Source organism: Lachnoclostridium edouardi, assembly GCF_900240245.1.
GTDB classification, from domain to species: Bacteria; Bacillota; Clostridia; order Lachnospirales; family Lachnospiraceae; genus Lachnoclostridium_A; species Lachnoclostridium_A edouardi.
In genome coordinates, this window is record NZ_OESQ01000001.1 from 702359 (window position 1) to 728457 (window position 26099).

Genomic DNA, 26099 nt, shown 5'->3' on the forward strand with positions numbered 1-26099 from the left:
CCACCGGCTAAGCCGGTGGCTTGCTTTGACCCTATAAGGGTCTGTTACCGGCACTGGAGTCTAAAGACTCTCCGAAATAGGTTCGCCAAGCGCAACATCATTTACCTACTAAGCCCTAAAGGGCTTATTTTATTTGTTTGCTTTTACTGGCTCACCCGTAAACGGGTCAATATACTCTTTCAGTGTCATCTGATCATATTCCAAATCTTCTTGTAACTGATTTGCTATATATTCCTGTATTTTCTTTGCATTTTTCCCTACCGTATCTACATAATATCCTCGACACCAAAAATGTCTATTTCCATATTTATATTTCAAATTTGTATGTCTTTCAAATATCATAAGTGTACTTTTTCCTTTCAAATACCCTACAAAATACGATACACTAATGCTTGGCGGAATTTCTACTAGCCTATGTACATGATCTGGACATATCTCTGCTTCTACAATTTTTACACCTTTTCTTTTGCATAACATACTTAAAATATTTGCTATATCCTGTTTTATTTTTCCGTATGCTATTTTTCTCCTATATTTTGGTGCAAATACAATATGATACTTACAATTCCATTTAGGTCAGTTTACAAGGAACTACACGCAGACCACGAAACGGGGGCTGCTGACAACAAATAAAGGCTGAGTATCAAGCACCGGGAAAGTGCGAGATATTCAGCCTGTTTTGTTGTCCGGGGTTTCCAAAGGGGCTTGCCCCTTGGCACACGACTTTGCTTGCAAAGTGTAGTGTGTTATACGCTCTGTCGGCGTTGCTGCGAAAATGAGGTTGCCGCCGGGGAAGGCAATGACATTTGAAGCGGCAGGAAAACAGAACTGTGATTGCATGGCGTGGAGCCGCAAGCACAGCGCTGGTTTCGTCAGCAGACAGGGCGTATATGAAAGCCCCCGTTCCTCGTCCCACGCCGGACTTCGGGACAAAATGTCCCGAACTTGTGGACACACTCACAAAAAGCAAACAGATTTTTCTCTCAAAATTGGAATGGGCGGGGAAGCCATTTTAGGGCTTTGCTATCTCCCTGATAAATGAGAAGTTAAGTTTCGTCCATATATATTTTTATCTCGATGTATTCATGATTTCTTGCATAAGCAAACGACGCTGATTTTCTGATATAGTCAAATATATTTTCGTCTAAATCTTCGTCCCATGTTGTTTCGCTGAAAATTTTATTTTCAGCGGTTGGCTTATACAAGATGACTACATGGATTTGATAAAACTCTTCATCATCATCATTTGAAAACTGTCGAACTAATGAAATTTGAAAAAATGGTTCTTTTGAAAAAGCAGTAAATGTTCCGGTTTCAAATAAAACCATATCTTCTTCAAGCGGTGTGCTGCACATCTGCTCAAAAACATCAACTATTTCTTCCACAGACATTTTATCCGTTATCTTATCTTCTAAAAACTTAATCAAGTTCTCCATTGATTTTCCTCCTGTAAATTCTTATTTATTGTTCTCTACTTCCGTCCCCGCTGTGGATTTGGATTTTTCAGCAAATCTGACTTATCAGTTCTTAGAAATGGGCGGGAAGCCATTTTAGGGCTTTCCCGCCTTGATTGCCCATTAGCAAAGACGGGCGGGGCTGTCAACGGCGGCGCATGAAATGCGCCGTTCATCTTGACCGTTGACTGGCTCGACTGGCTTTGCTATCTCCCCAACAAGTTATTGTTTGTTGTTTTTCCAATTATCTAAACGGGCTTGCATAGTTTCTCGCCATTCTTCACTTGGACAAGCAGTAATCAATTTTCGATACTCTTCACTTGATGGCGCTTCTATCAAATAAGACTCTACCAATTTTAGCAAATCCCACTCTACTCCATACATTCCACCTTCGGGGAAAATGTCAATCAATACGCCTACCTCTTCTCTTGTCAGTGGCGTTTTTACATTGGAGAGCAATTCATCATACATATTGATGGTTTCTACTGTAGGGTCATCTTTCACTGCGTCTGGCATTTGACCGAGAAGTCTCAATTTTATAATTGCCTCCTGCACCTTTACTCCCTCCAATTTCTCGTTCTCTACTTTCTCCCCCGCTGGGGATTTGGATTTTTGAGCAAGTCCGACTTTTCCGAAATCTTTTTCAGCCACTTCTTTTCTTCCCCGGACAGCTTCTTAAAGTTCAGCCGCAGCCGTTTGCAGATAAACGCCAAAGACGCTTGCTCCGGGTCGCTGTCTGGGCTGGCGTTTTCGGTAGCGGCTTCCAATAATCCTTTCAGCGGGTTGTCCTCCGGGACACTGAAAAAATCGTCCTTATGTGCTTCCCGCAGGTCAAGAGCTATCTTGTTTATGTCCTGCTGTATCACATAGCGGCAAAAACTGTCATCATCAATATGGGCGGCGATAAGCTGTCTTAACTGCGGGTCGGACAAGCTGGGATTGTGCTGCTTCATAATGGTTGCGCTCACAGCGTCTATAATGGCATTTGCACTCTGCACCTGTTTGCCAGCGATACCGTTTACATAGATTTCGAGGTCAGCCATCAGCCGGGGGAAATCCGGGTGTACCGCCAGTTCACACAAGAGGGAATTATCCACCAACCCGCTTTTCAAGAGTTCAATCATATCATCACTCAAACGCAGGTCTGCAAGATCGGCGTTTGGGTGATTTTTTGTTTGAGAACGCCCCAGCAGATAATCAACAGTCACTTCATAAAACTTTGCCAACTCAATAAGGGCATAATGGCTGATGTCCTTGAAATTATCCCCCTCATAACTGCCCAACGCAGACTTGGAGAGGTGCGTCTGCTCCGCAAGCTGTTCCAGCGTCAACCCACGCTCCACACGCAGGTCTTTCAATCGTTCTTGTATGGATAGTTCCATGCTCTCCCTCCTTGTCTGCTTGGTAGTTACATTGCTCTAAGTTATCCATTGATAAGAGGAAATATATACGCTCCTATATAATTTTAAGATAGGCAAATCATCATAGATGTAAAACATCAAAGGATGTTTCAATAATTTATCTGGCAAGTCCTCATCAAAATCTAATATAAAACTCTCGGTTAAGCCATCGGGTGTGGTTTTGTTACTAAGAGCTATAATCAATGAAGTTTCATCAATCACAACTTTTTCGCTTGTATCTGTAAAAGCTATTTCCAATTTTTTCATGTTGTCACCGTAGTACAATTTCGATTTACTGTTTTGTTTCTTCCATTCTATCACAATTCCGAGAGCGTGGAAATAGAGAGTTTTCCGAGCTGATTTCCGACCTTATGGATATACGGGACGGGCGTTCTTTTAGGTGTAGACTTAGGGTAGTTCATCGATGAGCTGCACCTTGAAAAATGAATGACCATCCGAAAAGGAATACACAGGCAGGGGAAGCACCGCAACGAACCACTTCGGGACAAAATGGTGTGCTCCCCGTCAAGTAGACAATGAAATACTTTACACTTTACAAGCGAATCTCTGCCTGTCCAGTAATATGGAGCAGACCTGGTCACTACGCGGCCGACAGGCAGTGGAGTAGGGAAGCACCGCCTTGTCACATTGCTGTGATAGGTTTGCGCCACCCTCTCCGGGAACCGTACGTACCCCTCTCCGAGTATACGGCTCTGTTACTGCTCATTCAGACAAAACTCACTTTTTGTGGATAATACTGCGGTGGCAATCCCTGCACACCACAAGCGTTTTTCTGTGTTTGGCAATCATTGCGATTTCCCACCGTTCCTTGCCTTTGAGATTTTTGAGTTTGTTAATGTGGTGAACCTCGTAATGGTCGCTCTCTGTCGTTCCGCATAACTCACAGACCTTTGCTTTCAGCCGGTTTTCAAGGGTATTGACTGCGTATCCGTAGACAACGGCAGCATTGCTGATGTAATCCGTAGCAGGGCCCTTGCCTTTGCAGTCGGCGTAATTTGCGAAGTAACGCCTTTTGTCTCCCTGCTTCGTTTCATAGGGTATACCCCATTTTCCTGTGCCATCATTAAACTTGTCAATGGTTTTGGATAGGCTGGTTTTATGCTTTGAAGCAAGGGTTTTTAAGCAACTGTATTCCATAAGGTAGGCAAGATAGTGCAGCTTGCAAAAGTTGCTTGCCATACCATAATAGTTGCATATTCCTCTTAACTCCGCATTGTATACTGAAACGATTTCTAAGTCTGTGAGCCCAACCAGATATTTCCGATGAACTGGAAACATGGAACCATCTTTCTTCTGTATCGCCACACCTTTAGTGAAAACGAATTGACGGATTTTATCGTTAAGTGGCACCAACAGTTCTACACCCCCATTGAGGGTACGCATTTTTACATGACCGGGGCCACCCCGCTTTATTTTTCCGCTTCTGCGCACACGCACATCATAGCCTAAGAACCTTGCACATTTACTGCTATGGGTTATGAGCGTTTTATCTTCACTGAGTTCCATTTTCAGTGTATCTCCGATAAACTCGGCCAGTTTGCTCTTAATCCATTGACAGTCCTCACGGTTTCCCTTGACTGCTATTAGAAAATCATCCGCATACCGAACATATTTCAGTTTTTTGTCGGTCTGCGCAGTGCAGGGAATGGTCATCAGTTTCTGACGTTTGGGCTTATACTCTGCCAGCACCATTTCCCTTTCCTCACCTGTTACTTTCGTCAAGCGGTGGGATAGCCGTTTGATTTCATTGTGCAGCTCTCGGTATTCAGGTGTGATTTGTCCCACTCCGGGCGTGTCAAATTCGGATTTCAACTTCATTACAAACTTGTCCAATTCGTGCAGGTAGATGTTGGCGAGTAGCGGAGAAATGATACCGCCTTGCGGTGTACCGCTGTACGTCTTATGGTACTGCCAATTCTCTAAATATCCTGCTTTCAGGAATTTGTAAATCAGCTTGGTTATCCGAGCGTCCTTGATTTTATTGTTCAGCAAGCCTACAAGAACAGCGTGGTTGATGTTGTCAAAGCAACCTTTGATGTCGCCTTCAACAAACCAACGCGTACCGTTGAACTCCCGTCTCAACTGTTTTAAGGCCGTATGACAACTTCTTTTTGGCCTAAAACCGTGGGAGACATCCAGAAAGATAGGTTCATATACCGCTTCCAGTATCATCCGCAACACTTCCTGCACCAATTTGTCAGTAAAGGTTGGTATACCTAAGGGACGCAGCTTTTTGCGGTTATTCTTCTTCTGGATATAGGTTCGCCTCACCGGCATGGGCTGATAGGTTTCGTCCGCCAATGCTTTGATAATACTATCTATTTTGGCTTCACTGAAACCGTCCGCCGTATCCTCGTTTACTCCTTTTGTTGCCGCACCGTTGTTGGCATACAGGTTTTTGTATGCCACAAAGTAAATGTCAGGACGCAACAGATGGCGATACAGTTTTGTAAATACTTCTTCTTTATTTGCAAGTGAGTTTTGACTGATTCTTGCTAAAATTTCCGTTGTTGGCTTCATGTGAGGTTTTCCTCCCTAATCAACTTCTAATTTTAGTGCGCAATAACTGTGCCCCTTCGCCATGTAAGGGTCATTACCCCTCTCGGACTACTACGAGCACTCCGTACCCATGCAGGATTTTCAGGCTCCAAAGCCATAGCCGCTTTTTCATTCCCCCTTTCGTGCGGCACTCCTGGTTAGGGCATCCCCGGTTAGCAATGAGACTTGGTAAATTCGGATTCTCGGTATCGCTTTCGCTTCGTTGCCATAGGTTCCCCTACAGGTTGTACGGAATGGTTGATAACCGACAAGCCCACAACCATAACTTGCCTTTTCCGTACCAGAGGTTTCAGGCAATTTTCCTCTATCGGCACATAACAGAAACTGGAAGCTCACGTTCAGTAAATCCAACTTATACCTTATATCCGATTAACATTGCGGTTCAGTCGCACCCGATTGCCTTTAGGTGACTTACCGCTTTCCAGCCGTACTGTGTTCCCGTGTCAGCTTTCGCCTTTCGGTTAGGCTGGCTGTTTCCCGCGTTATCTTACGGGGCAGTACCTCATACTGCTTTTCTCATTGCCCTATCCGGGCGTACATAGTGGAACTCCGTCACATCGGTGAGCCACTTCTCGTTGGGGTGGTCTGCATAAAACCTGCGGTTCAGTACATTCTCCGCCAGATTCTTGGGGGCGGCTGCCGACCGTGTGCAGCCTCGGGGCGCGTACTTCACTGCAGACTGAATCCCCAGGCTGCGGCAGATGCGCAGCGCCCGCTTGTCGTTGACCGGTGCATGATAATACTTGTCCAAATCGTCCCGAATACGGCGGTATCCCTTGTCCGGGCTCTCCCGGTGGATCTCCCGAATCAACCCGGCAATGCGCTGATTCTCGGCGACACGGTCCCCGGCTTTCCCGGAGCGCCACCGGTAGTATCCGGCCCGGGAGATATGCAGGGCGCGGCAGGCTGCGTCCACAGGAAAGCCCTCGTTTTCCGTACCGCAGCGCACCGCTTCATACCATTGCTCCTGCCGGAACTGCCTCAGCGATCCCCCCTTTCTAACTCCTTCACTTTTTTTCGCAGATATAGCTCCATTTTCAGTAATTCATTTTCCTGTTTCAACCGGGCATTCTCAATCCGCAAGGCCTCATCCGAACTTCGGGGTATCTGATTCGCCAGCCGATGACCGCGGCGGTCCTCCAGTCCTGCCGTCCCAAGCTTCCGATATTTTTTCACCCAGCCCCGCAGTGTCTGAACCTCCACCTGATATGCCTGTGCCACATCCCCAAGCGACTGCCCGCCGTCCAGACAGGACAGCACCGCCTGCAGCCGTTCCTCCACCGTGTGTTCTCTTCTCATGACAGAACCTCCCTTCTCTTGTCTGGAGTTTCTTTCATGATACGCCTTTACCCAGTCCAATACCAGGTTCCCAGAGCGAAGCTGATACTCTTCTGCAATGGCCATGGAGCTGCCCTGGCCGGACAGGTAAGCATCCACTACTTTGCGCTTGAAGTCCTCACTGTACCGCCGCTTGGACCGGTTCCCGTCCTCCGCCAGTGCCGAGATTCCCTCCGAACGGTACCGGCTGATCCAGCTCTCCATAGTAGAGTGCCCCACTCCGGCCCGCCGCGCCGCATCCCGCATTCGCAACCGGCCTGCAAGGCATTCCTCTACCAGCGAGACTTTTTCCTCGAGCCTAAACTCTTTTCGTTTCCCCATCTATGCTCCCTCCTTATATTATTTTCTTGTCTGCCTTATTGGGAGCATACCAAANTCCCGCATTCGCAACCGGCCTGCAAGGCATTCCTCTACCAGCGAGACTTTTTCCTCGAGCCTAAACTCTTTTCGTTTCCCCATCTATGCTCCCTCCTTATATTATTTTCTTGTCTGCCTTATTGGGAGCATACCATTTTGTCCCGAGGGCTCTGCCCTCCGCATCATGGCTCTGGTGGTATATATCCCCCGTCGCCGCCTGTTTTTTCGTACAGCCGGGAGCGGGCTGTCAAGGGTGCAGTTCACCTCTGTAGTAGGCGTCTTGTCTGTCCTGTCTGCCGCCTATGAATACGCTATAGAACCGCTGGGATATGTGAGAGAAAATCCATGTACCCGTGTGAAAACGCCAAAGTTTGAGAAAAAAGCAGCGGGACGGATCGTGATCCGGCCGGACGATTTCAGCAGGATTCTGGAACGTTTCCCGGAAGGGAGCCATTTTCACATTCCTCTCCTGATCGGCTACTATACCGGCCTCCGGATCTCCGAGGCCTTTGCACTGACCTGGGAAGATATCGATCTTGAAAAACGGGAACTGTCTGTAAATAAAACTGTTCTGAAACGCAACTACGGCGTAGACGTGCGAAAAGTCCTGGAGCAGAAAGGAAAAAAAGAGGAAAAGTCAGCCTGGTATTTTGGAACGACTAAAACGGAAAGTTCTGTCCGGACAGTCAAGTTCGGAGAAACCCTATATACTGCCCTGAGACACGCAAAAACGCAGCAAAAGAAAAACCGTCTGTTGTATGGAGAATATTATACAGAGCATTATCTAAAACCAGAAACGGACGAGAAGGGAAATACCATTTACCGGATCATTCCGATCGAAAAGAGCATTGAGTGTACCTTAACGCGTATAGAAATGGTCTGTGTTCGCGAAAACGGAGAGTATGTCAGCACGGATTCCTTTAAGTATTGCAGCAGAGTGATCCACCACGAACTGAAGCTGGCCTTTGACTACCATTCCCTGCGGCATACCCATGCAACCACGCTCATTGAGAACGGTGCTGACATAAAGGATGTCCAGGCGCGCCTTGGCCACTCTGACGTCAGTACCACTCTTCAGATTTACACTCACACCACAGAAACCATGGCAAACCGCAGCGTAGATATTTTTGAAAAAGCAGCTTCCATTTGACAACATCTCAAAAAAGCGTTGTCAAATGGTTGTCAGCTACCACATTTTCAGCTATTAAATCTCGCATAAATCCTTATTTTATGCGGGTTAAAAGGCACACAGTCTCTACATTCGCCGTCCCAGGGAACATATCCACGCAGCAAACACGTTCTACCTTATATCCCCTCTCCTGAAGCAGCACCAAATCCCTGGCCAGGCTGGTAGGCTTGCATGAGACGTAAACCATTTTCTCTACTCCAAAATCAATAATCTTTCCCAGGGCTTTGGGGTGAACTCCGTCTCTGGGCGGGTCCAGGATAATCAAATCCGGCTTGTCCTGCAGGTCTTCAATTACCTTTAAAACGTCCCCGGCAACAAATTCACAGTTCTCCAGCCCGTTTCGTCTGGCGTTCATTCTGGCAGCTTCTACCGCCTCCTCTATAATTTCCACCCCAACTACCTTTTTTGCCACTGGAGCCGCAATCTGGGCAATGGTGCCTGTTCCGCTGTATAAGTCAAAGACTATCTTGTCCTTAGTTTCCCCAATATAATTTCTGGCAGTTTCATACAGCACTTCTGCCCCCAGAGAATTTGTCTGGAAAAATGAAAATGGGGAAATCTGGAATTTTAAGCCTAATAATTCCTCATAAAAATAATCCTGGCCATAAAGAATCTCCGTGCCGTCATCCTGCACTACATCTGCCAGACTGTCGTTTTTTGTATGTAAAATACCTGCTAACTTTCCCTCTAAAGGCAGCTGCGTGATTTTTTCCTTCCACTGATTTAATAGCTCTCTTTCACAATCTTCCATGTTTTTTTCCTCCCCCACAGGGAAAGTCTCTGAGAAAGCGTCCAGCTGGGTAGTAGTGACAAGGGCCACCAGGATCTCCCCTGTTTTTACAGCCCTGCGCACTAACAGATGGCGAAGGTATCCTGTACGCTGCATTTTCTTATAAAATCCAGTTTTCGTCTGGGCGAAGAAATCCTTTGTAGCCAAAAGGACCTTTGTAAAATCCGGGTGGACAATCCTGCAGTCCTCCACTGTAACTACATCATAAAAACTGCCTCTTTTATGCATCCCCAGGCAAAGAGGGCCGTCCTTATATTCATCTCCAAAGGAATATTCCATTTTGTTTCTATATCCGTCTATCATAGGACTGGCTTTAATTCCGTCAAATACGTAATTGCTGCACACATTATCTAAAAGTGCTTTTACCTGCCCTTCTTTTATTTTCAGTTGCTCCTCATATGGAATGCTTTGATAAAGGCAGCCGCCGCAAATTCCAAAATGTGCACAGTATCCGCCGTCCATCTCTGCAGGAGATTTTTCTAAAATCTCCAGAATCCGTCCCTCGCTTTTCCCTTTTCTTCTTTTTGTAACAACAGCACGAACCCTTTGCCCAGGAAGTGCATTTTTAATCATCAGCCGTTCTGTTTTTCCTGATTCTTCCTCTATTATCATAATTCCCTTATTAGGAAATTCTATTTTATAAATAATACCTTCATACTGATTTCCCTTTTTCATAATCTTCTCCTTTTTATTATTTGTTGATAGAATTCCACGCTCTATAAAAATCAGACAAAGAAAACGACTTTGCCCTGTTATTTCCGTATTCTGAAAACCATAAAAAGGCCGTTGCAGAATCTATCAGGAAACCACAACGACCCCTTTTGCTTAATCAGCGCTTAACCTTTTAATCATTACTTCTCGTCTTTATCGTCCTCGTCATCGAAAAAATCGTCGTCGAAATCATCATCGAAATCGTCTTCAAAATCTTCCAGATAGTCTGGAGTAAAGAAACGGTAAACTCCATAGGCAATGGCTGCTACAGCTGCTACTACGCCGATAATTGCCAATATCCATAAAATACAATTTTTCTTTTTTTCTTCTTCATCCTTGCGGCGTAAAAATTCATTCAGCTTTGTTGAATTTACGATCTCTTCCACCTTACTCATCGCCTCTTTTCCCATGTTATCAAATCTGTTAAGTGCTTCTCTTCCCATCATATCAAACCTGTTCATAAACTGCACATCCTTTCTTTAGCGGATTAACATTTACTGATAGTATATCATAAATGTATAGCTTTTACTATCTTATTTTATTTAATTTTTCCTGAATTATGTCAGTTTTTTTAATTTTGCAAAAGAAGCAAACATCTTCTTGACGCCGGCTGTGTCAAATTCTACAGTCACCTCAAAGTCCTTGGCTCCATCCTGAATTTTCTTTACCGTGCCTTCGCCAAACTTTATGTGGCGCACCCTGTCTCCCTCTTTATAATCCAAAGCTGCAGGCTTAGAAACAGTAAAGGTCTTTCCAAATCCAGGAGCTGCCCCGGAAGAAAAGGAGGAAGTTTTCGAGGCGTAAGCGCTGGACTTTACTCCAAAGCCGCCGGAGGCAGCCTTTCCCGCTGACCAGGAATTAGAATTAGACCAATTTCCCCCTTCGCCGCCGCTGCTTCTTGAAAGCCTTGGTTCCAGCTTTTCCACGTCTAAAAGTGTCTCCGGGATTTCTTCAATAAACCTGCTGACCTTACTGTATCTTGTTTCACCGTTTACCATTCTCTGTCTGGCCCCTGTCATCATAAGCTGTTTTTTAGCTCTGGTGATTCCCACATAGCAAAGTCTGCGCTCCTCCTCCACCGCCTCCTTGTCATCTGACATAATGGCCATCATACTTGGAAACAGGCCGTCCTCCATACCGCTTAAATAAACATAATTAAATTCCAGTCCCTTTGCGCTGTGCAAAGTCATCAATGTAACTCTTTCCTCTGAATCATCCATTCTGTCTACATCTGCAACAAGAGCTACCTCCTCCAGAAACTCTCCTAAAGAAGGATCTTGGCTTTCATTTGTATAGCTGACAGCTTTATTAATTAATTCTTCAATATTTTCTAAACGCGTCTGGGCCTCGATCTCCCCCTCTGCCTCTAATTCCTTTTTATATCCTGTAAACTCCATCACATCCTCAATTAATGCCTTGATTGTGTAAGTGTCGTCCTCTTCCATACGAGAACGGAAACCTTCTATTAAATCTACAAAGCCTTGAATCTTGTCAGCCGCCTTTCCTATAGACGGAACTGCTTTTACTCTGGAAAACGCCTGATACATACTTAAACCGTGCTCTGAGGCAAAGGCGGCCACCTTTCCTACAGACGTAGCCCCAATTCCCCTTTTAGGCACGTTAATGACTCTTAATACAGATAAATCGTCCTGACCGTTGGCAATGGTTTTTAAGTAAGCCAGAATATCTTTAATTTCTTTTCTCTGATAAAAGTTTACTCCCCCCACCATACGATAAGGGATGTTGCAGGCAATGCATTCTTCCTCCAAAAGACGGGATTGAGCGTTAGTCCTGTACAGCACTGCCGTCTCCCTGTACTCTCCCCCTCTGGCGCTTATATCTCTGGCAATAGCCTCTGCTTCCTCCCCGGCCTGGTCGTACTGCCGAAAACGCACCAGATCTCCTTCTTCATTGGCGGTCCACAAGGTCTTATCTTTTCTTCCTCTGTTGTGGCGGATTACTTCATTGGCTGCATTTAGAATATTTTGAGTAGAGCGATAATTCTGCTCCAGCTTAATCACCTCTGCTCCTGGAAACAGCTTTTCAAAATTCAAAATATTTTCTATATCAGCCCCTCTGAATTTGTAAATAGACTGGTCGTCGTCTCCCACTACGCAAAGATTTTTGTATTTTCCGGCCAGCAGGCTTACCAAACGAAACTGAGCATAGTTTGTGTCCTGGTATTCGTCTACCATCACATACCGGAACCGTTCCTGATAATACTCCTTGACATCCTGATTATTCTCCAATAATTCCACGGTTTTTACAATTAAATCATCAAAATCCAAAGCATTGTTTTTCTTCAGCTGATCTTGATACTCTTTATAAATGGCTGCAATTTTTTTCTGACGGAAATCGCCTCCTGCTTCCAGCTCAAATTGAGCAGGAGAAATCAGAAGATCCTTGGCAGATGAAATCTGTCCTAAAATCACCCGCTCTTTATAAAGCTTTGGATCTATGTCCAGGGTTTTAAATACCTGCTTCATCAGCGTTCTTTGGTCATCTGTATCGTAAATAGTAAAATTTGTGGAATATCCCAGGCTTTCAATATGTCTGCGCAGAATACGCACGCAGGAAGAGTGGAAGGTGCTGACCCAAATGCTTTCCGCCCCAAAAGACACCAGCTTGTCCACACGCTCTCTCATTTCTCCCGCCGCTTTATTTGTAAAAGTAATGGCCATAATATTCCACGGATTTACCCCTTTTTCCTCGATCAGGTACGCTACCCTATGGGTGAGAACCCTGGTTTTTCCAGATCCTGCTCCTGCCAGCACAAGAAGCGGTCCTTCTGTTTTAAAGACCGCTTCCTTCTGGCTTTGATTCAGAGAATCGTATATACTCATTTATGTTACCTCACTATGTAATTGGTTTAATGAATATTATACTAAACCTCCTTCTCCTTGACAACACATAATTTCAGCCTACGCATCCGGATTCCATCTGCCACTTTCCTCCAGAAAATACCATTTTCCATCTTCCGTGTAAATCCACCCTGTCTGCATAGCCGCCGTAGTTTTATCAAAATAATACCAGCTGCCATCCACCTCCAGCCATCCGTCCCTGTAATATCTGTTGTCCGGCAGGCGGTATCTCCATGTGCCCTGGTCGTTTACCCACTGCCCCTGCGTTCCCAGAGAAGAGCCGTCTATTGCAGTGGAGGTAACTCCGTAGCCGCTTTCATATAAATACCTTTTTTGGGCTGTGCCTACAGGTACGGCTTTCACCCTGGCATAGCAGCTTCCGTCTATACCTTCTGTGCCAGCTCCCCCTATATTGCAGCTGGCAACTCTCCCTGTAGTAATGGTTTTAATTACCTGATCCCCTTTCATCAGCTGCACCTCATAGCCACTGGCCTCCGGCACCTCATTCCATGTAAGAATTTTGCTGTCAGCCTGGCTGAAAGCTACATTTTCAGGAGTCTGCAATCTGTAAACTACAGGACCGTACTTTACTCTCACAACCAGCTGACCGTCCTCATTGACGTCAGAATTAAGAACTGTGGTTTCTGAAAAATCTGTGGTAATTGTAAAACTTCTGTCATCTCTGTTTTCATTAAAATATCTGCCGTCCTTTGCAGGTGACAGCACAATGCGGAATCTAATATAATCTCCAAGTCTGTATTCTGTTTCATCTATCTGAAGATTTTCATTTTCATCCTCATAAACAGAATCGTCCTCATAAATTACATCTGTTACTTCATATACAGCGTTCTCCGGCGCAAATACATTTAGGGGACGGCTGGTTGTTCCTTCCTCCGCCTGGTCTGCAACGTGCAGCTGAATTTTAGATATTTTTCCGTTGGAACCCCAGACTGTTGTGGCTGCCGTCACACAGAAAATCAGGCTTACTGCCGCTTTTTTCCACACATTTTTTAAATGTTTTAATTTACAATCCATGAACTGCCACCTCCTCTAAAAAATTCCTTTTAAGAAATTTAGAATTGCGTCAAATATAGCCATTAATCTTCCCCAAAATGTATCGGGTCTGCCCTGTTCTAAGGCTGCTGAGGAAGCTGCGGCCAAGCCTTCTGCCCCATCTGTATCCTTATCATCCAGAGAAATCTCCTTTGTTCTCATTATAATCTGCAGACTTCTTGGCTCTGGATTTCTTATGGACGTAAACGATATTTTTTCAGCCTGAGTGTCAATGTCCAGCAGCTGAAAATCTTCATCCATTCTATGCCACTCATCCCTGATTACATCAGAAATAATATTTTTATTTTCCTTTAATTCTTCTGATTTATCTAAGGTTTTTGTCAGCTGCTTTAACATTCCTGTAACCCCGTCCAAAGTAGTTTTCGTGCCGGAATTTAAATCTTCAGAACAAGCGTCCAGCATACGGTCCATAGTATCTAACATAGTACGCATATTTCCCAATGTGTTGGAGGTATCAATTAAAGTATCAGACGTTGTTTTTAAAATGCTGTCCAGCTGGTCCGAAATATCGTAAGTGCCGTCTGCAATTACATCCAGTCCATCTACTAAATCCTCCCCCTTATCCACAATTCTGGAAACAGAGTTTGTCATTCGCTTAATTTCATAAATCATAGAATCAGCCATATCCTCTAAAATTCCTGCGTACTGTTCAACTGTGTCCAGGTCTAAAATCGGAAGGTCTGCCTCTGAGCTGGTGGCCAGATCAGGGATTAAATTTCCGTCTACCAGCCCCATGTTCTCCAGCATTTGAATCCATGTTTCCAGCTGGGCCATCATTCCGTCAAGACCCTCGTCTCCAAGGGAACCTTCCAGTTGTTTCAGCTGCTGTCTCAGCTGTTCAATCAGCTGCTCTTTTCCCTCTATGTCCGTCATGTCTCCTATATCGTTTACTATATCCTCTATCCCTTCCATGGCGTCCACCATAGTTTCCAGTTTTCCGGTAATACTGTCTGCCGCCCCTGAAATATCCTCCAAGCCGTTGCCCAGCTTTTTCACTGCCTCCGACAGTTTCGTATCTCCGGTCACTGCAGCAAATTCATTCATTGTGGCCTCCAGTCTTTGAAGAGAAGCCTTCATTTCCTCCATATCCCTGTCTGTCTCTCCCCGGAAGCTGTGTATTTCCTCCCTGGCCTTATTTAACTGATCTAAGCCTGCAATCGTTGTCTTTGTATCCTGGGACATATCTCCCATCATTTCCAGCATATCATCTAAAATCTCATCTGTAGCATTTGCAGCCGCCTCCAAATTCTCCTTGTGCTCCCTAATATCAGCCAGGCTATCCAGCTGATTTAAGGTAACAGGCATCATGGCGAAAATTACCCCTGTATTTTCAAAGCTTTCCGTGCCGATTTCATAGTGAAAATGTTCTTCCTTCCCTGGAAGAGCTGCAAATACTCCGGCCTGATAAGATCCTCCTGTCTGAAACTGGGCTCCCGGGGCAGAAAAGCTTAAATCCTTCTCTGTATCAGAGATCATTGCTGCTGTTAATATAAAATTATTTTTAAAATAAGGGTCAGCCCCCGGATTGGGAATCACATCTACGTCCACAGCAACCAGCCCGGAAGCGCCGGCCAGATTTTCCGGAGCCGTAGGCACTCCGTTCAGTTTATAACTAACCTTTACATTCCACGGCACATTTAAAAACGTCCCCTCCGGCTTTACCTCATAGTAAAATCTTCTGGGCGGCGTCTGGTCAAAGTTCCACTGCACCTGACCGTTTTCTGCCGTAGGCTGGTCGTCAGTAGTCATATTTTTTATACTGCTGTAATAACCAAAATCCCTAAACTGCATATTTCCATTTAAATCGCAGGCCTTTACAATACTGGTATCTTTTACGCTTCCATCATAATTCAGTAAAATATAAGCCGTCTCATCCACTGTCACAGGCACCTCTGTCTCCTGTTCTTTGGCATAAGCCGGAAATGTCATACATGGAGCCGCCATTACTGCGGCCAGCAAAAATGCCGCTGCCTGTGATGTCAATTTTCTTCCTCTTCTCATAGTCAGACTCCTTTCTTCTCCTTCCTTTTTCTCGCTGCCTTTTTCCTCTGTCCATTCATAATTCCCTTGTCAAATACGCACAGCAGCCAAGGCAGAAGGGTAAGCACCAGGGTCATTCCAAAAATGCCTCCTCTTCCAATTAACTGTCCCAATGTGGCTATGGCCGCCACTGAGGACAGGTGATAAACTCCATATCCGGCTACAGCCAGCACAGTTCCTGATGTTAAAATAGACATGATACACTGTGACATAGCCTTTAAAGCCGCTTTCTTCTTGTCCGGCTCCTCAGCCCTCACTGATACATAAGTATTTGTCATTAAAATAGAGTAATCCACCGTAGCGCCCAGCTGCATACTGCTGACCATTAAATATCCTAAAAATACCATCTGCTGACCATATAAATATGGAAGGGCCATATTAATAAAAATCGCCAGTTCAATAGGAATCATCACAGCAATCACAGCTGAAACTGAGGAAAAGCTCACAAGAATTACAAGGGCTACTCCCAATATAGAAATCCCATTTACAATTCCATAATCCTCAGTAATAATCTGTTCCATATCCTGAGTTGCAGGAGTAGTACCTACATAATAGCTTTCATCTGGATAATATTCCCTGGTAATTGCCTTAATCTGCTCCATACAGCTATATGCATAATCGCTTTCTGAGTCGCTTTTTACAATCACCACCAGTCTGGCATAGCCCCCCTCATGAAGCTGAGAGGTAAGATTTTCAGGCAAAAAATCTTCTGGTATTCCAGGAGGCAATGTGCCGGCTAATGAGGTTACGCTTTTCACAAAGGGAAGCTCTTCTAACTTATCAGCCAATTTTCCCTCTGTAACAATACTTTTATTTGGAACAATGACTACCGCCATATTGCTTTCTCCAAATATTTCATTTGTCAGCAGATTATCCTCGTAGCTTTTCGTCCCCTCCCCTGAACCCATAGAAGCTGTTCCATACAGAAAGTCATTCATATTCTGGGCTGTATAGCAGGGAATTAAAATAATTAAAGCAATCACTGCCACTACGTGACGAATTTTAAACAGCAGCTGAGAAAATTTCCCTGTGGACGGAAAAAATGGTTTATGCTGCGTTTTTTCTATCAGCTTATGAAAGCGAAGAATTAAGGCTGGCATTAAAAGCAAAACCGTAAGTATGCTCCATATAATTCCCTTTGCCAGCACAAATCCCATATCTTTACCAATAGTAAATTTCATCAGCGCCAAAGCTACAAATCCAATAATTGTAGTTACTCCGCTGGCCAAAATAGAGGGCACGGCAATGTGGAGGGCTTCCTTCATAGCTTCTTCTACCCCCAGCCCCTCCTCCTTTTTCTTAATAAACGTATGTAACAAAAAAATTGAGTAATCCATTGCCACAGCCAGCTGAAGCACAGCTGACACGCTGGCTGACAAAAATGATATACTGCCAAAAATCAGATTGCTGCCCATATTCAGCACAATCGCAATCCCCATGGTTGTTAAAAATAAAAAGGGCTCAAACCAGGAAGTAGTAGTAAGGGTAAGAATCAGCAAAATTGCCACCACAGCAAAGGCCATAATTTTAGGCATTTCTCCTGAAAGACTGTCTTCCAGCGTTTTATTATCTAAAGCAGGGCCTGACAAGTGCCCCTTCTCCCCTAAAAGCTGTCTGATACTGTCAATGGCGTCATATGTTCTTAAACTGGAATCTCCCTCGTCAAACAAAATGTCCATAACTGCATGGCCGTCTTTATAATAATCTTCTATGTCCTGTTCTGCCAGAAAAGCCTCTGATTCATAAATAGAAACAGTGCTGTCCATCCAGCTGACTGTATCTACTCCGTCAATTTTCTCTATCTGTTTTTTATAATCCTTCGCCTGATATACTGTAACGTCGTCAATCATCAGTCTGGCGCTTCCAGGGTATCCAAAATGTTCTTCCATTACCTGAATTCCCTGCTCTACTGGCGCCCAGTCTGGAAGATACTCTGTCAAATCATAATTTGTTTCTACCAAAAGACTGAGCACGGCTGAAAAAATAACGCCCACAAGAAAGAATTTCTCAATCCTCTTTCTCTGGTTGACAACAATATCTATTAATCTGTCAACTGCATTTTTTTTGTTTCCCATGATGCCCTCCCAAGGTATTTTATTACTCACTTGTTGATTTTTATACTTTTGTATATTATAATATAAAAAGCAGCAGAGAAATACAATGGGCAAATTTTTCAACAAATGTTACTTATTGCACAAAAAAGGAGAATATGTTACATGAACCAGACTATTGAGAAAAAAAAGCAGGACCGGCGCTGCCGGAAAACAATGGATTCCATAAAAAATGCCCTTCTGTTGATGCTGGCAGAACAGCCGCTTTCCAACATCTCCATCAGCCAGTTAGCTGAAAATGCTGACATTAACAGAAAAACCTTTTATAATCACTACTCCAGTCTTCAGGAAGTATTGGCGGATATTGAAGACGAGTTATCTGAATCAGTTTTTGACATGTTAAAAGAAGAAGATTTTTTGGAAGAAATGACAACTCCCAGACACTTTTTCACCAGCATTTCCAAACGGCTGAAGGACCAGGAACATATATACAGAATCCTGATCCGCTCCGGGATTGACGCGGAAATTTTTACTAAAATAAATGAAAGAACAAAAGAATATTTTTATGAAATGTTTTCTAAACGTTTGCCACTTGACTATAATACCTTCCAGTTTTATCTAAATGTAATTATGGCTCAGATTGCCTCCTCCTATAAAGAATGGTTCTGCTCTGATTCGCCGTCTATTACCTTAGATCAGCTTTCAGATTTTATATGCAATCAGGTATTTACCGCCTGTCAGTACATAACCTCCCTGGATATTGGAAAAACTCAGTGACAAAAAAATTTTCCTCTTGTCATCTAGTTTTTAATACTATATAATAAGGTAAGAGGTGAAAAAATGAAAACAAATGATGAACGACTGCAGGATATCCTGGACCGGCTGGAGCGGTTAGCTTATGTTACGCCGGAAGATATTCCTAATATCCCCTTATATATGGATCAGGTTACGACCTTTATGGACAGCAATCTAGGTCCGTGTAAACGTACGGGAGAAGATAAGATTTTAACAAAAACCATGATTAATAATTATGCTAAGAATAATCTGCTTCCCCCTCCCGAAAAGAAAAAGTATACAAGAGAACACATTTTACTTTTAATATTTATTTACTATTACAAAAATCTGCTTTCTATTACTGATATTGAACAGCTGTTCCGCCCTATTACAGAAAAATATTTCAATAAATCCTCCTCCCCTCAGCTGGCGGATATTTATAAAGAAGTATTTTCCATGGAGCAGGAACAGAGAGCTTATTTAAAGGAAGATGTTTGTCAAAAATTTGAAAAGGCCATGAATACCTTTCAGGATGCCGACCAGGAAAACAGAGATTATCTTCAGCTTTTTTCCTTTATCAGCGAGTTGGCGTTCGACGTATATTTAAAGAAACAGATGATAGAAAAAATCATTGATGAATTAAAAAAGGAATAGCGCTCAGCTATTCCTTTCACTCATCTTCTTCCATTTCTTTTAATCTTTGAAAAATCATGTCATACCCGTCGTTTCCGTAATTCAGAGAACGATTTACTCTGCTGATAGTTGCTGTGGAAGCCCCTGTTTTAGCCGCTATCTCCAGATATGTTTTCTCTTCCCTAAGCATCTTTGCCACTTCGTACCTTTGTGAAAGAGACTGTAGCTCATTTACAGTACAAACATCTTCAAAAAATGTATAGCATTCATTTAAATCCTTTAAAGCTAAAATTGCCTGGAACAAGTGGTCCACAGCTTCTGTCTTAATCTTTTTATTCATTGTGAAAATCCCCTTTGTCTGTTGCTTTTTGTCCCTATCTTGAATTTTAACATACTAAAGTTATGAAGTCCATCATTTTTTATTGTTATGAGCACTTAGTGCCTGTCTGCCGGCACTTATGTGCAGCACATAAACTTTTCTACTACATGGGCAATTCCATCTTCATTGTTGGATAATGTTATGTAATCAGCTGCATTTCTCACAGGCAGCACCCCATTGGCCATAGCAACGCCTAAACCGGCGTATTGAATCATAGATAAATCATTATATCCGTCCCCGCAGGCAATCATCTGCTCCTTTGTAAGCCCGATTATTTCCAAAAGCCGGGCCAGCGACTGAGCCTTGTCAATGCCCTTTGGCAGCACCTCCAGGAAAAAGGGCTCTGACCGATATACGCTGAAATTTTTTCCAAGGGCAGCCTTAACTCTAGGCTCCACTAAAGCCAGGTAATCTCCATCGTCCATCATAATAAATTTAGGTACGGGAAAATCCACATAATTCTCTATAAACGGAACCTCTTTAAGCTCCATTCCATTAATTTTAGATTCTAAAATTGCATACGGACATTCTTTATTATTCACAATAATCTCTTTCCCCTGATAGGTGAGAATGTCAACCCTGTGCTCTCTGGCCAGTCCAATAATTTTCTTATTGGCCTCCTCAAGCAGCAGTCTGGAAAACACGCACTCTCCAGTAGAAGAGTTTATAATCATCCCTCCGTTATAGGACAATATATAACCGCCGTATTTACTGAGCTCCAGCTCTTCCATTAAACCGGAAACTCCCTTGGTAGGACGTCCGGAGGCCAGCACCACCTTTTTCCCCATTTTCTGAGCCTTCATCAAAGCTTCTTTTGTTTTTGGGGTAATGATTTTATCCTTATTTGTCAGCGTGCCGTCTAAATCCAGTACAATTATCTGATAATCCATTGCATCTATCCTCCATAGCCCAATCAGGTTTTTCTACAGAAATATTTTCCTATAGTTTACAATTAATCAGATGAAAATGCAATCTCCTCTTCTATTTGATTCAGCATTTTAGCATATTTCAGAAACTTTTTCTCCCAGGCCTTTTTTTCCTCGTCTTTTTTCTTATAACAATTCCTGTGCTCCAGGCTGGCCCACATATCCATAGCCATAGTTCTCATCTGAATCTCCACCGGAAAATACTCCATTTCCTCCACCCGGTAAAAGGGCACTCCTACCACCAAATGATAGCTTCTGTAGCCATTAGACTTAGGTTCGCTGATATAATCTCTTTCCTTAATAATCACTAAATCCTTCTGTTTTTTCAGCTGATTTGCCAAATTTCCTATTTCATCCTTGTCATAACAGATTACTCTGATTCCTGCAATATCCCTTAATAAATTCTGGATATCCTCTATAGTCGCCTCTCCCCCCTTTTTTACTATCTTTTCCTCTATACTTTGTCTGGACTTAATCCTTTTCTGAATATGGTGTACTGGCTCCCTGTTCCACGTCAGCTTATAATCATTGTTAAGAATCTCTATTCTTCTTTCCACATTGTCCAAACATTCCTCATAAGGGAGAATCAGCTTTCTGTATTCCTCTTCTGTTAGATTCTGTTTCACGGCCTTCTCCTTTTTTCCGTTCTTTTTCTATTCTACCTTTTGATTGTGTCCGAACTGTGACCAAAATCTATAGTTTTCTTAAAGTTCTATCTCACCATTTTCTATACTTTTAATACAATATAATATGCAGAAAATAAAAGGAGAAATTTATGAAAAAAAATAATTGTACATGGTCCCGTATTGCTTCAGGACTCCTTACTCTCTCCCTTCTTCTGGTGCCTGCCGGATTGGCAGGCTGCCAAAAGAATAACGCCTCTGACAAAAACGGTCTGACCTCTGTCACCCTCAGCGAAGTGGCTCATTCCATTTTCTATGCCCCTCAGTACGCTGCGATTGAGCTGGGATATTTTGAAGAAGAGGGTATTAATCTGAATTTAGTAAACGGGGCGGGAGCGGATAAAGTAATGACTGCTCTGATTTCCGGGGACGCTGATATTGGCTTTATGGGATCTGAAGCCAGCATCTATGTATATCAGGAGGGCTCCTCAGATTTTGCAGTAAACTTTGCCCAGCTGACCCAAAGAGCCGGCAATTTTCTTGTCAGCCGCAGTAAACAGCCGGATTTTTCCTGGCAGGATTTAAAAGGAACTAAGGTTTTAGGCGGAAGAGCCGGCGGGATGCCTCAGATGATTTTTGAGTATATTTTAAAGAAAAACAACATTGATCCTAAATCAGATCTTACTATTGACCAGAACATTGATTTCGGTCTGACAGCGGCAGCCTTTACCAGCAGCGATGCTGATTATACTATTGAATTTGAGCCATTTGCAACAGGTCTGGAGCTGGAGGGCAATGGATTTGTAGTGGCTTCCCTGGGAGTAGACTCCGGTTATGTTCCCTACACTGCCTACTCTGCTCAGAAAAGCTTTATAGAGAATAACCCGCAGGTAATTCAGGGCTTTACAAATGCTATTCAAAAAGGCCTGGAATATGTAAATTCCCATTCCGCCAAGGAAATCGCCAAGGTTATAAAACCTCAGTTTCCGGAAACAGATGAAGAGACCATTGCCGCCATTGTAGAAAGATATAAGTCCCAGGATACGTGGAAAAACGACACTATTTTCCAGGAAGAAAGCTTTGATCTCCTTCAAAATATTCTGGAGGAAGCAGGAGAATTAAATGACCGGGTTCCCTACGATCAGCTGGTTACTACAGAATTTTCCGAGAAGGCTGTGAAATAAAAAATAGTAATGCTCATGAAAATAAATAAACCTGCTGCAAAGGCCCAGAAAACAGTTATTTTGTTTCTGTCAGCTTCTGCAGCAGGCTGCAGTTTTTAACGCCTGCTAATTTACTTAGCCAAAATATTTTCAATGGCTGCGGAATCTATTACAAATTCTACAGCTCCCATATATCCTGGGGCTACTTCATACTCATCAAAGGAAATCACTAGATTGCCATTTTCATTTATATAGAATTCCTGATCGCCGGCTATGCTGGTAAAGTTTCCGTCGTTCATATCCGGATCATTCAGCCAGTAAACTACGTTTTCATCCTGATCCATCTGCTGCTGCATCTGGCGTTTAATATCATTGCTGATCGCCGTCTTATAATCTGCATCTCCTTTAAACAAATCCTTCAGCTGCACTCTTTTCCCTGTAGTTTTATCTACAGTATAGTATTTCTGCCTCTGGTATCCGCTTCCGGCTCCCTGGTATAATGACAGCTTTAATGAAAACCATTTGTCGGTATCGCAGATTACCTGGCTGGAAATGTTCAGGTCCTGATATCCCTGTTCATACTGATTCATTTCTTTTTCAAACTCCTGAATTAATTCATCTGTAGTCTTCTGAATATCAAAATTAATTTCCTTTACACTTTTATCCAGCTGCTCGTTGTTCCCGTCTGTCTGGTTCTCCACTACTACCTCCGGTACTTTTACATCAGCCTGAAATCTTTCTTCATTTACCTGATAGTCACGGAATGTTACTATTTTTATAATATTTCCAATAACCGGAATATCTCCCATTGCATATGCAATAGATGCATTTGTATTAGGTAAAATCACGCATACTGCTGCCGCAGCCGCTGCGCCGATTGCAAATTTCTGAAATGTCTTTTTCATCTTCATACTTTTTTTCTCCTTTTCCGCTCTCTTTGTTCCCTCTTCTATTACTGCCAGCAAATTATCTGGAATTTTAATATTATCATATTCTTTTTTCATGTCCTCCAAAGACTTCATACTGTTCTCCTCCTATCATTAAATGTTTTTTCAGCTTTTCCAGGGCCCTGTATAGCTTTGTTTTTACAGTAGACGGCTTCATCTCCATAACCTGAGCAATATCAGATATTCTCTGTTCCTCAAAATACTTCATAATCACAATGTTTTTTTCTTCCTCTGACAAAAGCCCCAGAGCCCTCTGTAAGTCTATATCATTTTCTTCCTGCCACACAGCCTCCTGCTCCGTCTGGTCCAGGCCTACATATTCTTTTTTCTTTTTCCTCAAAAACTGTAACGCCTCGTTCATAACAATTTTGCATATCCATGTATCCGCATATTCCAAACTTTTCAAAAGCTCACTTTTCAGCATTGCTTTATAAGCGCTTTCCTGTATTATATCTAGTGCGTCCGCCTCCTGATAAACATAACTATAGGCAATTTTGTAATACTTTTGGTAATTCTTTACCAGCATTTCTTTAATCGCTGTCTCATTATCTGTCTGAACCATATCTATTGCCTCCTTTCATAGTGTTAGATGTTTACAGAACAAAAAAAGTTTCACTGAATATAAAAAGTCTGATTAAAGGCTCTGCGAAAATAACCGGCCTCAAATCAGACTCTTCCATTATAAGCATTATGCCCTTTTTTATTGTACTCATTCTAAAACGCTACAGACCATATTTTTTCATTTTTCTCCACAACGTACTTCTGTCTATCCCCAGCTCTCTTGCCGTATCATTTCTGCTGTAGCCGTTTTTCCTTAAAATTTCTCCTATATACTGCCTCTCCTTTTCCTCCCTCTGTACAATCACCTGTTCCTCCTCAGGATCTCCTGATTTCTCCCACTCATTATCATCCACATCATCTGTGCAAAACATATCGGCCATCTGTCTGGCAGACAATCTCATCCCTGGATATATTACGCAAAGCCGCTCCGCCACATTTCTCAGCTCTCTTACATTTCCGTCAAATTCATAGCTTTCAGCCGCCCTTTTCGCCTCGTCCGTAAGCACAGGCACCTCACATCCAAATTCCTGACTGCATTTTTCCAGATAATAATGAAGCAAAATCATAATATCCTGCCGTCTTCTTCTTAAAGGCGGAACATAGATTTTCAAAACGTCCAGACGGTACAAAAGGTCTTTTCTGAATTTCCCTTCCCTGACCAGCTCTTTTAAATTTTTATTAGTTGCTGCAATAATTCTCACATCAATGGCAATAACTCTGTCTCCCCCGATTCTTCTCACTTCCCTCTCCTGAAGCACTCTTAAAAGCTTACTTTGAAGAGACATAGATATTTCTGATATTTCATCTAAAAACAAGGTTCCTCTGTGGGCCAGCTCAAAAAGCCCCATTTTTCCGCCTTTTCTGGACCCTGTAAAAGCCCCCTCCTCATACCCGAATAATTCGCTTTCCAGAAGATTCTCCGGCAGAGCCGCACAGTTTACAGCCACAAATCCACTGTTTTTTCTGCTGCTTTGATTATGAATGCTTTGGGCAAATAACTCTTTTCCTGTCCCTGTTTCCCCTACAATCAACACATTAGAGGATACTCCCGCATAACGCCTGGCATTTTCAATTACCTGATCCATGATCTGACTTTCGTGAATAATATCCTGAAACGTATACCTGGCAGTAAGCCCTTTTTCGCTCATTTTCTGTCGAATCTGAGTTTCCACCTGCTGTATTTTTGATACATTTTCAAAATCAATCACAACTCCCGACATATTTTTATCTACTGATACAGGCAGAAAATTAGCAGAAATAGCAAGGGAATCAATCTGAATCAGCCGGTTTAACAGCTCTGCGCCTGTGGCAAAGCAGGTCTCCAGATCTCCGCTCATCATAGGGATAGCCTGTGATAAAATATCTCCCTTTAAATTAGGAAAATATTTTTTCGCCTCCTTATTCGCCAGCTGCACCTGTCTGTTTTTTCCCACATAAATAATTCCTCTGGCAACAGTCTGAGCAATTGTCCGAAACATTTCCGCCCTCTCCTGCTCTCTCTGAATACCCTGGGCAATATGGATGGCCTCGTCAAATACCTTTCCCACTGTTTCTTTGCTGGCCTGAATTAAAACAAAATGAATAGGATCTTTCTGCAAATATAAAGAAGCAGAATATCCCCCCAATAAACAGTCGCAGCCTTCTCTCCTGGCCTGTCTGACGCAGTCTCTTAAATCCTCCCTGGTCTCGGCAGCATAATATTCCAACTGGCAGCCTGCGATTTTTCCAATATAATCGTCGTCCTCTTTACTGTAAAAATTTCCAATAATACCTATTTTCTCAGGTCTGTACCGCAGCTTTGCCTCACATACTGCTCTTACTACATCATACTTGGCCACTGGAATTCCAATAACCGGCCTGCCTGGATACTGACGCTTTAATTCTGTCAAAGTAAAGTTTCTGCCTACAATTACGTCGTACATATCTTCTACCTGATAATTTTTCACCATATCAACTGTCATGGCGCAAAACTGAATATCTATCGTATCACGCATAGGATGGTTTCTGTAAACCTCCTGAACTACCGGCTCCAACTGAGGATACGGAACTACAAATAAAATGTGAATCATAAACAGTCCATCCTTTCACTGCCCCCATTAATAGCAAAACATGTTATGCAACAATTATACAACGTCTGTTTTTTTTTGCAACATTAATGTCTGTTTAACGTAAAAAAATATACTGCCCATAAAAACTGCCGCATAATGACTTGTTCATCCTTATGCGGCAGCTCTCTTACATTTTGTTC

The 26099-nt window shown here is 43.1% G+C and carries 24 protein-coding genes and 1 pseudogene; 5 read left to right on the forward strand and 20 right to left on the reverse strand.

What is annotated here, in order from left to right:
- Positions 1 to 129: 129 nt before the first annotated feature.
- Positions 130 to 573 (reverse strand): annotated as a pseudogene (gene tnpA, locus C1A07_RS03230) (IS200/IS605 family transposase); the annotation flags it as partial.
- Positions 574 to 799: 226 nt separating this feature from the next.
- Between tnpA and C1A07_RS16150 the strand changes: the two are divergent.
- A complete protein-coding gene (locus tag C1A07_RS16150) occupies positions 800 to 1042 on the forward strand; it encodes a hypothetical protein (RefSeq protein WP_180952163.1) in 243 nt (80 codons plus the stop codon).
- Positions 1043 to 1046: 4 nt separating this feature from the next.
- Here the strand turns inward: C1A07_RS16150 and C1A07_RS03240 are convergent, their stop codons facing one another.
- The 7 genes from C1A07_RS03240 to C1A07_RS03270 all read right to left on the reverse strand — a co-directional run bounded on the left by C1A07_RS03240 (position 1047) and on the right by C1A07_RS03270 (position 7093).
- Positions 1047 to 1436, reverse strand: a complete 390-nt coding sequence (locus C1A07_RS03240; RefSeq protein ID WP_097779164.1) for a hypothetical protein — start codon at positions 1434 to 1436, stop codon at positions 1047 to 1049.
- A 240-nt stretch (positions 1437 to 1676) separates the two neighbouring features.
- Positions 1677 to 2105, reverse strand: a complete 429-nt coding sequence (locus tag C1A07_RS03245; protein ID WP_226928598.1) for a hypothetical protein — start codon at positions 2103 to 2105, stop codon at positions 1677 to 1679.
- Positions 2036 to 2836 (reverse strand): helix-turn-helix domain-containing protein, encoded by an 801-nt coding sequence (locus tag C1A07_RS03250; protein ID WP_101875840.1) that lies wholly within the window; start codon positions 2834 to 2836, stop codon positions 2036 to 2038. The genes C1A07_RS03245 and C1A07_RS03250 overlap by 70 nt, the downstream gene beginning before the upstream one ends.
- Positions 2837 to 2872: 36 nt before the next feature.
- A complete protein-coding gene (locus tag C1A07_RS03255; protein ID WP_101878016.1) occupies positions 2873 to 3121 on the reverse strand; it encodes a hypothetical protein in 249 nt (82 codons plus the stop codon).
- Between the two features lie 471 nt (positions 3122 to 3592).
- Positions 3593 to 5395 carry a reverse transcriptase domain-containing protein gene (locus tag C1A07_RS03260; RefSeq protein ID WP_101875841.1) on the reverse strand — a complete coding sequence of 601 codons (1803 nt, stop codon included), beginning with the start codon at positions 5393 to 5395 and terminating at the stop codon, positions 3593 to 3595.
- A gap of 541 nt (positions 5396 to 5936) precedes the next feature.
- Positions 5937 to 6350, reverse strand: a complete 414-nt coding sequence (locus tag C1A07_RS03265; protein ID WP_180952164.1) for an IS3 family transposase — start codon at positions 6348 to 6350, stop codon at positions 5937 to 5939.
- 65 nt (positions 6351 to 6415) lie between these two features.
- Positions 6416 to 7093: a helix-turn-helix domain-containing protein gene (locus C1A07_RS03270; RefSeq protein WP_101875843.1), complete on the reverse strand. Its 678-nt coding sequence runs from the start codon at positions 7091 to 7093 to the stop codon at positions 6416 to 6418.
- A 220-nt stretch (positions 7094 to 7313) separates the two neighbouring features.
- Between C1A07_RS03270 and C1A07_RS03275 the strand changes: the two genes are divergently transcribed.
- Complete coding sequence (locus C1A07_RS03275) at positions 7314 to 8279, forward strand: tyrosine-type recombinase/integrase (RefSeq protein ID WP_101875844.1); 966 nt, start codon at positions 7314 to 7316, stop codon at positions 8277 to 8279.
- A gap of 73 nt (positions 8280 to 8352) precedes the next feature.
- Here C1A07_RS03275 and rlmD read toward each other — a convergent pair whose 3' ends face one another.
- The 6 genes from rlmD to C1A07_RS03305 all read right to left on the reverse strand — a co-directional run bounded on the left by rlmD (position 8353) and on the right by C1A07_RS03305 (position 17869).
- Positions 8353 to 9783, reverse strand: a complete 1431-nt coding sequence (gene rlmD / locus C1A07_RS03280) for a 23S rRNA (uracil(1939)-C(5))-methyltransferase RlmD (RefSeq protein ID WP_101875845.1) — start codon at positions 9781 to 9783, stop codon at positions 8353 to 8355.
- 176 nt (positions 9784 to 9959) lie between these two features.
- Positions 9960 to 10280 (reverse strand): DUF4366 domain-containing protein, encoded by a 321-nt coding sequence (locus C1A07_RS03285; RefSeq protein WP_101875846.1) that lies wholly within the window; start codon positions 10278 to 10280, stop codon positions 9960 to 9962.
- A gap of 96 nt (positions 10281 to 10376) precedes the next feature.
- Complete coding sequence (gene pcrA / locus C1A07_RS03290) at positions 10377 to 12662, reverse strand: DNA helicase PcrA (RefSeq protein WP_101875847.1); 2286 nt, start codon at positions 12660 to 12662, stop codon at positions 10377 to 10379.
- A gap of 78 nt (positions 12663 to 12740) precedes the next feature.
- Positions 12741 to 13715, reverse strand: coding sequence for a hypothetical protein (locus C1A07_RS03295; protein WP_101878017.1), 975 nt, complete (start codon positions 13713 to 13715; stop codon positions 12741 to 12743).
- Between the two features lie 15 nt (positions 13716 to 13730).
- Positions 13731 to 15755 (reverse strand): hypothetical protein, encoded by a 2025-nt coding sequence (locus C1A07_RS03300; RefSeq protein WP_101875848.1) that lies wholly within the window; start codon positions 15753 to 15755, stop codon positions 13731 to 13733.
- 2 nt (positions 15756 to 15757) lie between these two features.
- Entirely contained in the window at positions 15758 to 17869 is a 2112-nt protein-coding gene (locus tag C1A07_RS03305) for an efflux RND transporter permease subunit (protein ID WP_101875849.1), read from the reverse strand.
- 141 nt (positions 17870 to 18010) lie between these two features.
- Here C1A07_RS03305 and C1A07_RS03310 point away from each other — a divergent pair, with 141 nt between their 5' ends.
- Both C1A07_RS03310 and C1A07_RS03315 read left to right on the forward strand, forming a co-directional pair.
- Positions 18011 to 18622 carry a TetR/AcrR family transcriptional regulator gene (locus tag C1A07_RS03310; RefSeq protein ID WP_101875850.1) on the forward strand — a complete coding sequence of 204 codons (612 nt, stop codon included), beginning with the start codon at positions 18011 to 18013 and terminating at the stop codon, positions 18620 to 18622.
- Positions 18623 to 18685: 63 nt separating this feature from the next.
- On the forward strand, positions 18686 to 19273 hold the full coding sequence (locus tag C1A07_RS03315; protein WP_101875851.1) for a DUF1836 domain-containing protein: 588 nt from the start codon (positions 18686 to 18688) through the stop codon (positions 19271 to 19273).
- Positions 19274 to 19289: 16 nt separating this feature from the next.
- Here C1A07_RS03315 and C1A07_RS03320 read toward each other — a convergent pair whose 3' ends face one another.
- The 3 genes from C1A07_RS03320 to C1A07_RS03330 all read right to left on the reverse strand — a co-directional run bounded on the left by C1A07_RS03320 (position 19290) and on the right by C1A07_RS03330 (position 21183).
- Positions 19290 to 19592 carry a YerC/YecD family TrpR-related protein gene (locus C1A07_RS03320; protein ID WP_101875852.1) on the reverse strand — a complete coding sequence of 101 codons (303 nt, stop codon included), beginning with the start codon at positions 19590 to 19592 and terminating at the stop codon, positions 19290 to 19292.
- A gap of 116 nt (positions 19593 to 19708) precedes the next feature.
- Complete coding sequence (locus C1A07_RS03325; protein WP_101875853.1) at positions 19709 to 20521, reverse strand: Cof-type HAD-IIB family hydrolase; 813 nt, start codon at positions 20519 to 20521, stop codon at positions 19709 to 19711.
- Between the two features lie 62 nt (positions 20522 to 20583).
- Complete coding sequence (locus C1A07_RS03330) at positions 20584 to 21183, reverse strand: GTP pyrophosphokinase (protein ID WP_101875854.1); 600 nt, start codon at positions 21181 to 21183, stop codon at positions 20584 to 20586.
- Positions 21184 to 21332: 149 nt separating this feature from the next.
- Between C1A07_RS03330 and C1A07_RS03335 the strand changes: the two genes are divergently transcribed.
- A complete protein-coding gene (locus tag C1A07_RS03335) occupies positions 21333 to 22364 on the forward strand; it encodes an ABC transporter substrate-binding protein (RefSeq protein WP_101875855.1) in 1032 nt (343 codons plus the stop codon).
- A 110-nt stretch (positions 22365 to 22474) separates the two neighbouring features.
- Here the strand turns inward: C1A07_RS03335 and C1A07_RS03340 are convergent, their stop codons facing one another.
- The 3 genes from C1A07_RS03340 to C1A07_RS03350 form a co-directional block, all read right to left on the reverse strand.
- On the reverse strand, positions 22475 to 23365 hold the full coding sequence (locus tag C1A07_RS03340; RefSeq protein WP_101875856.1) for an RsiV family protein: 891 nt from the start codon (positions 23363 to 23365) through the stop codon (positions 22475 to 22477).
- Positions 23331 to 23852: a sigma-70 family RNA polymerase sigma factor gene (locus C1A07_RS03345; protein ID WP_101875857.1), complete on the reverse strand. Its 522-nt coding sequence runs from the start codon at positions 23850 to 23852 to the stop codon at positions 23331 to 23333. Before C1A07_RS03345 ends, C1A07_RS03340 begins: the two co-directional genes overlap by 35 nt.
- Positions 23853 to 24012: 160 nt before the next feature.
- Positions 24013 to 25920 (reverse strand): sigma 54-interacting transcriptional regulator, encoded by a 1908-nt coding sequence (locus tag C1A07_RS03350; protein WP_242972232.1) that lies wholly within the window; start codon positions 25918 to 25920, stop codon positions 24013 to 24015.
- Between the last annotated feature and the right edge of the window lie 179 nt (positions 25921 to 26099).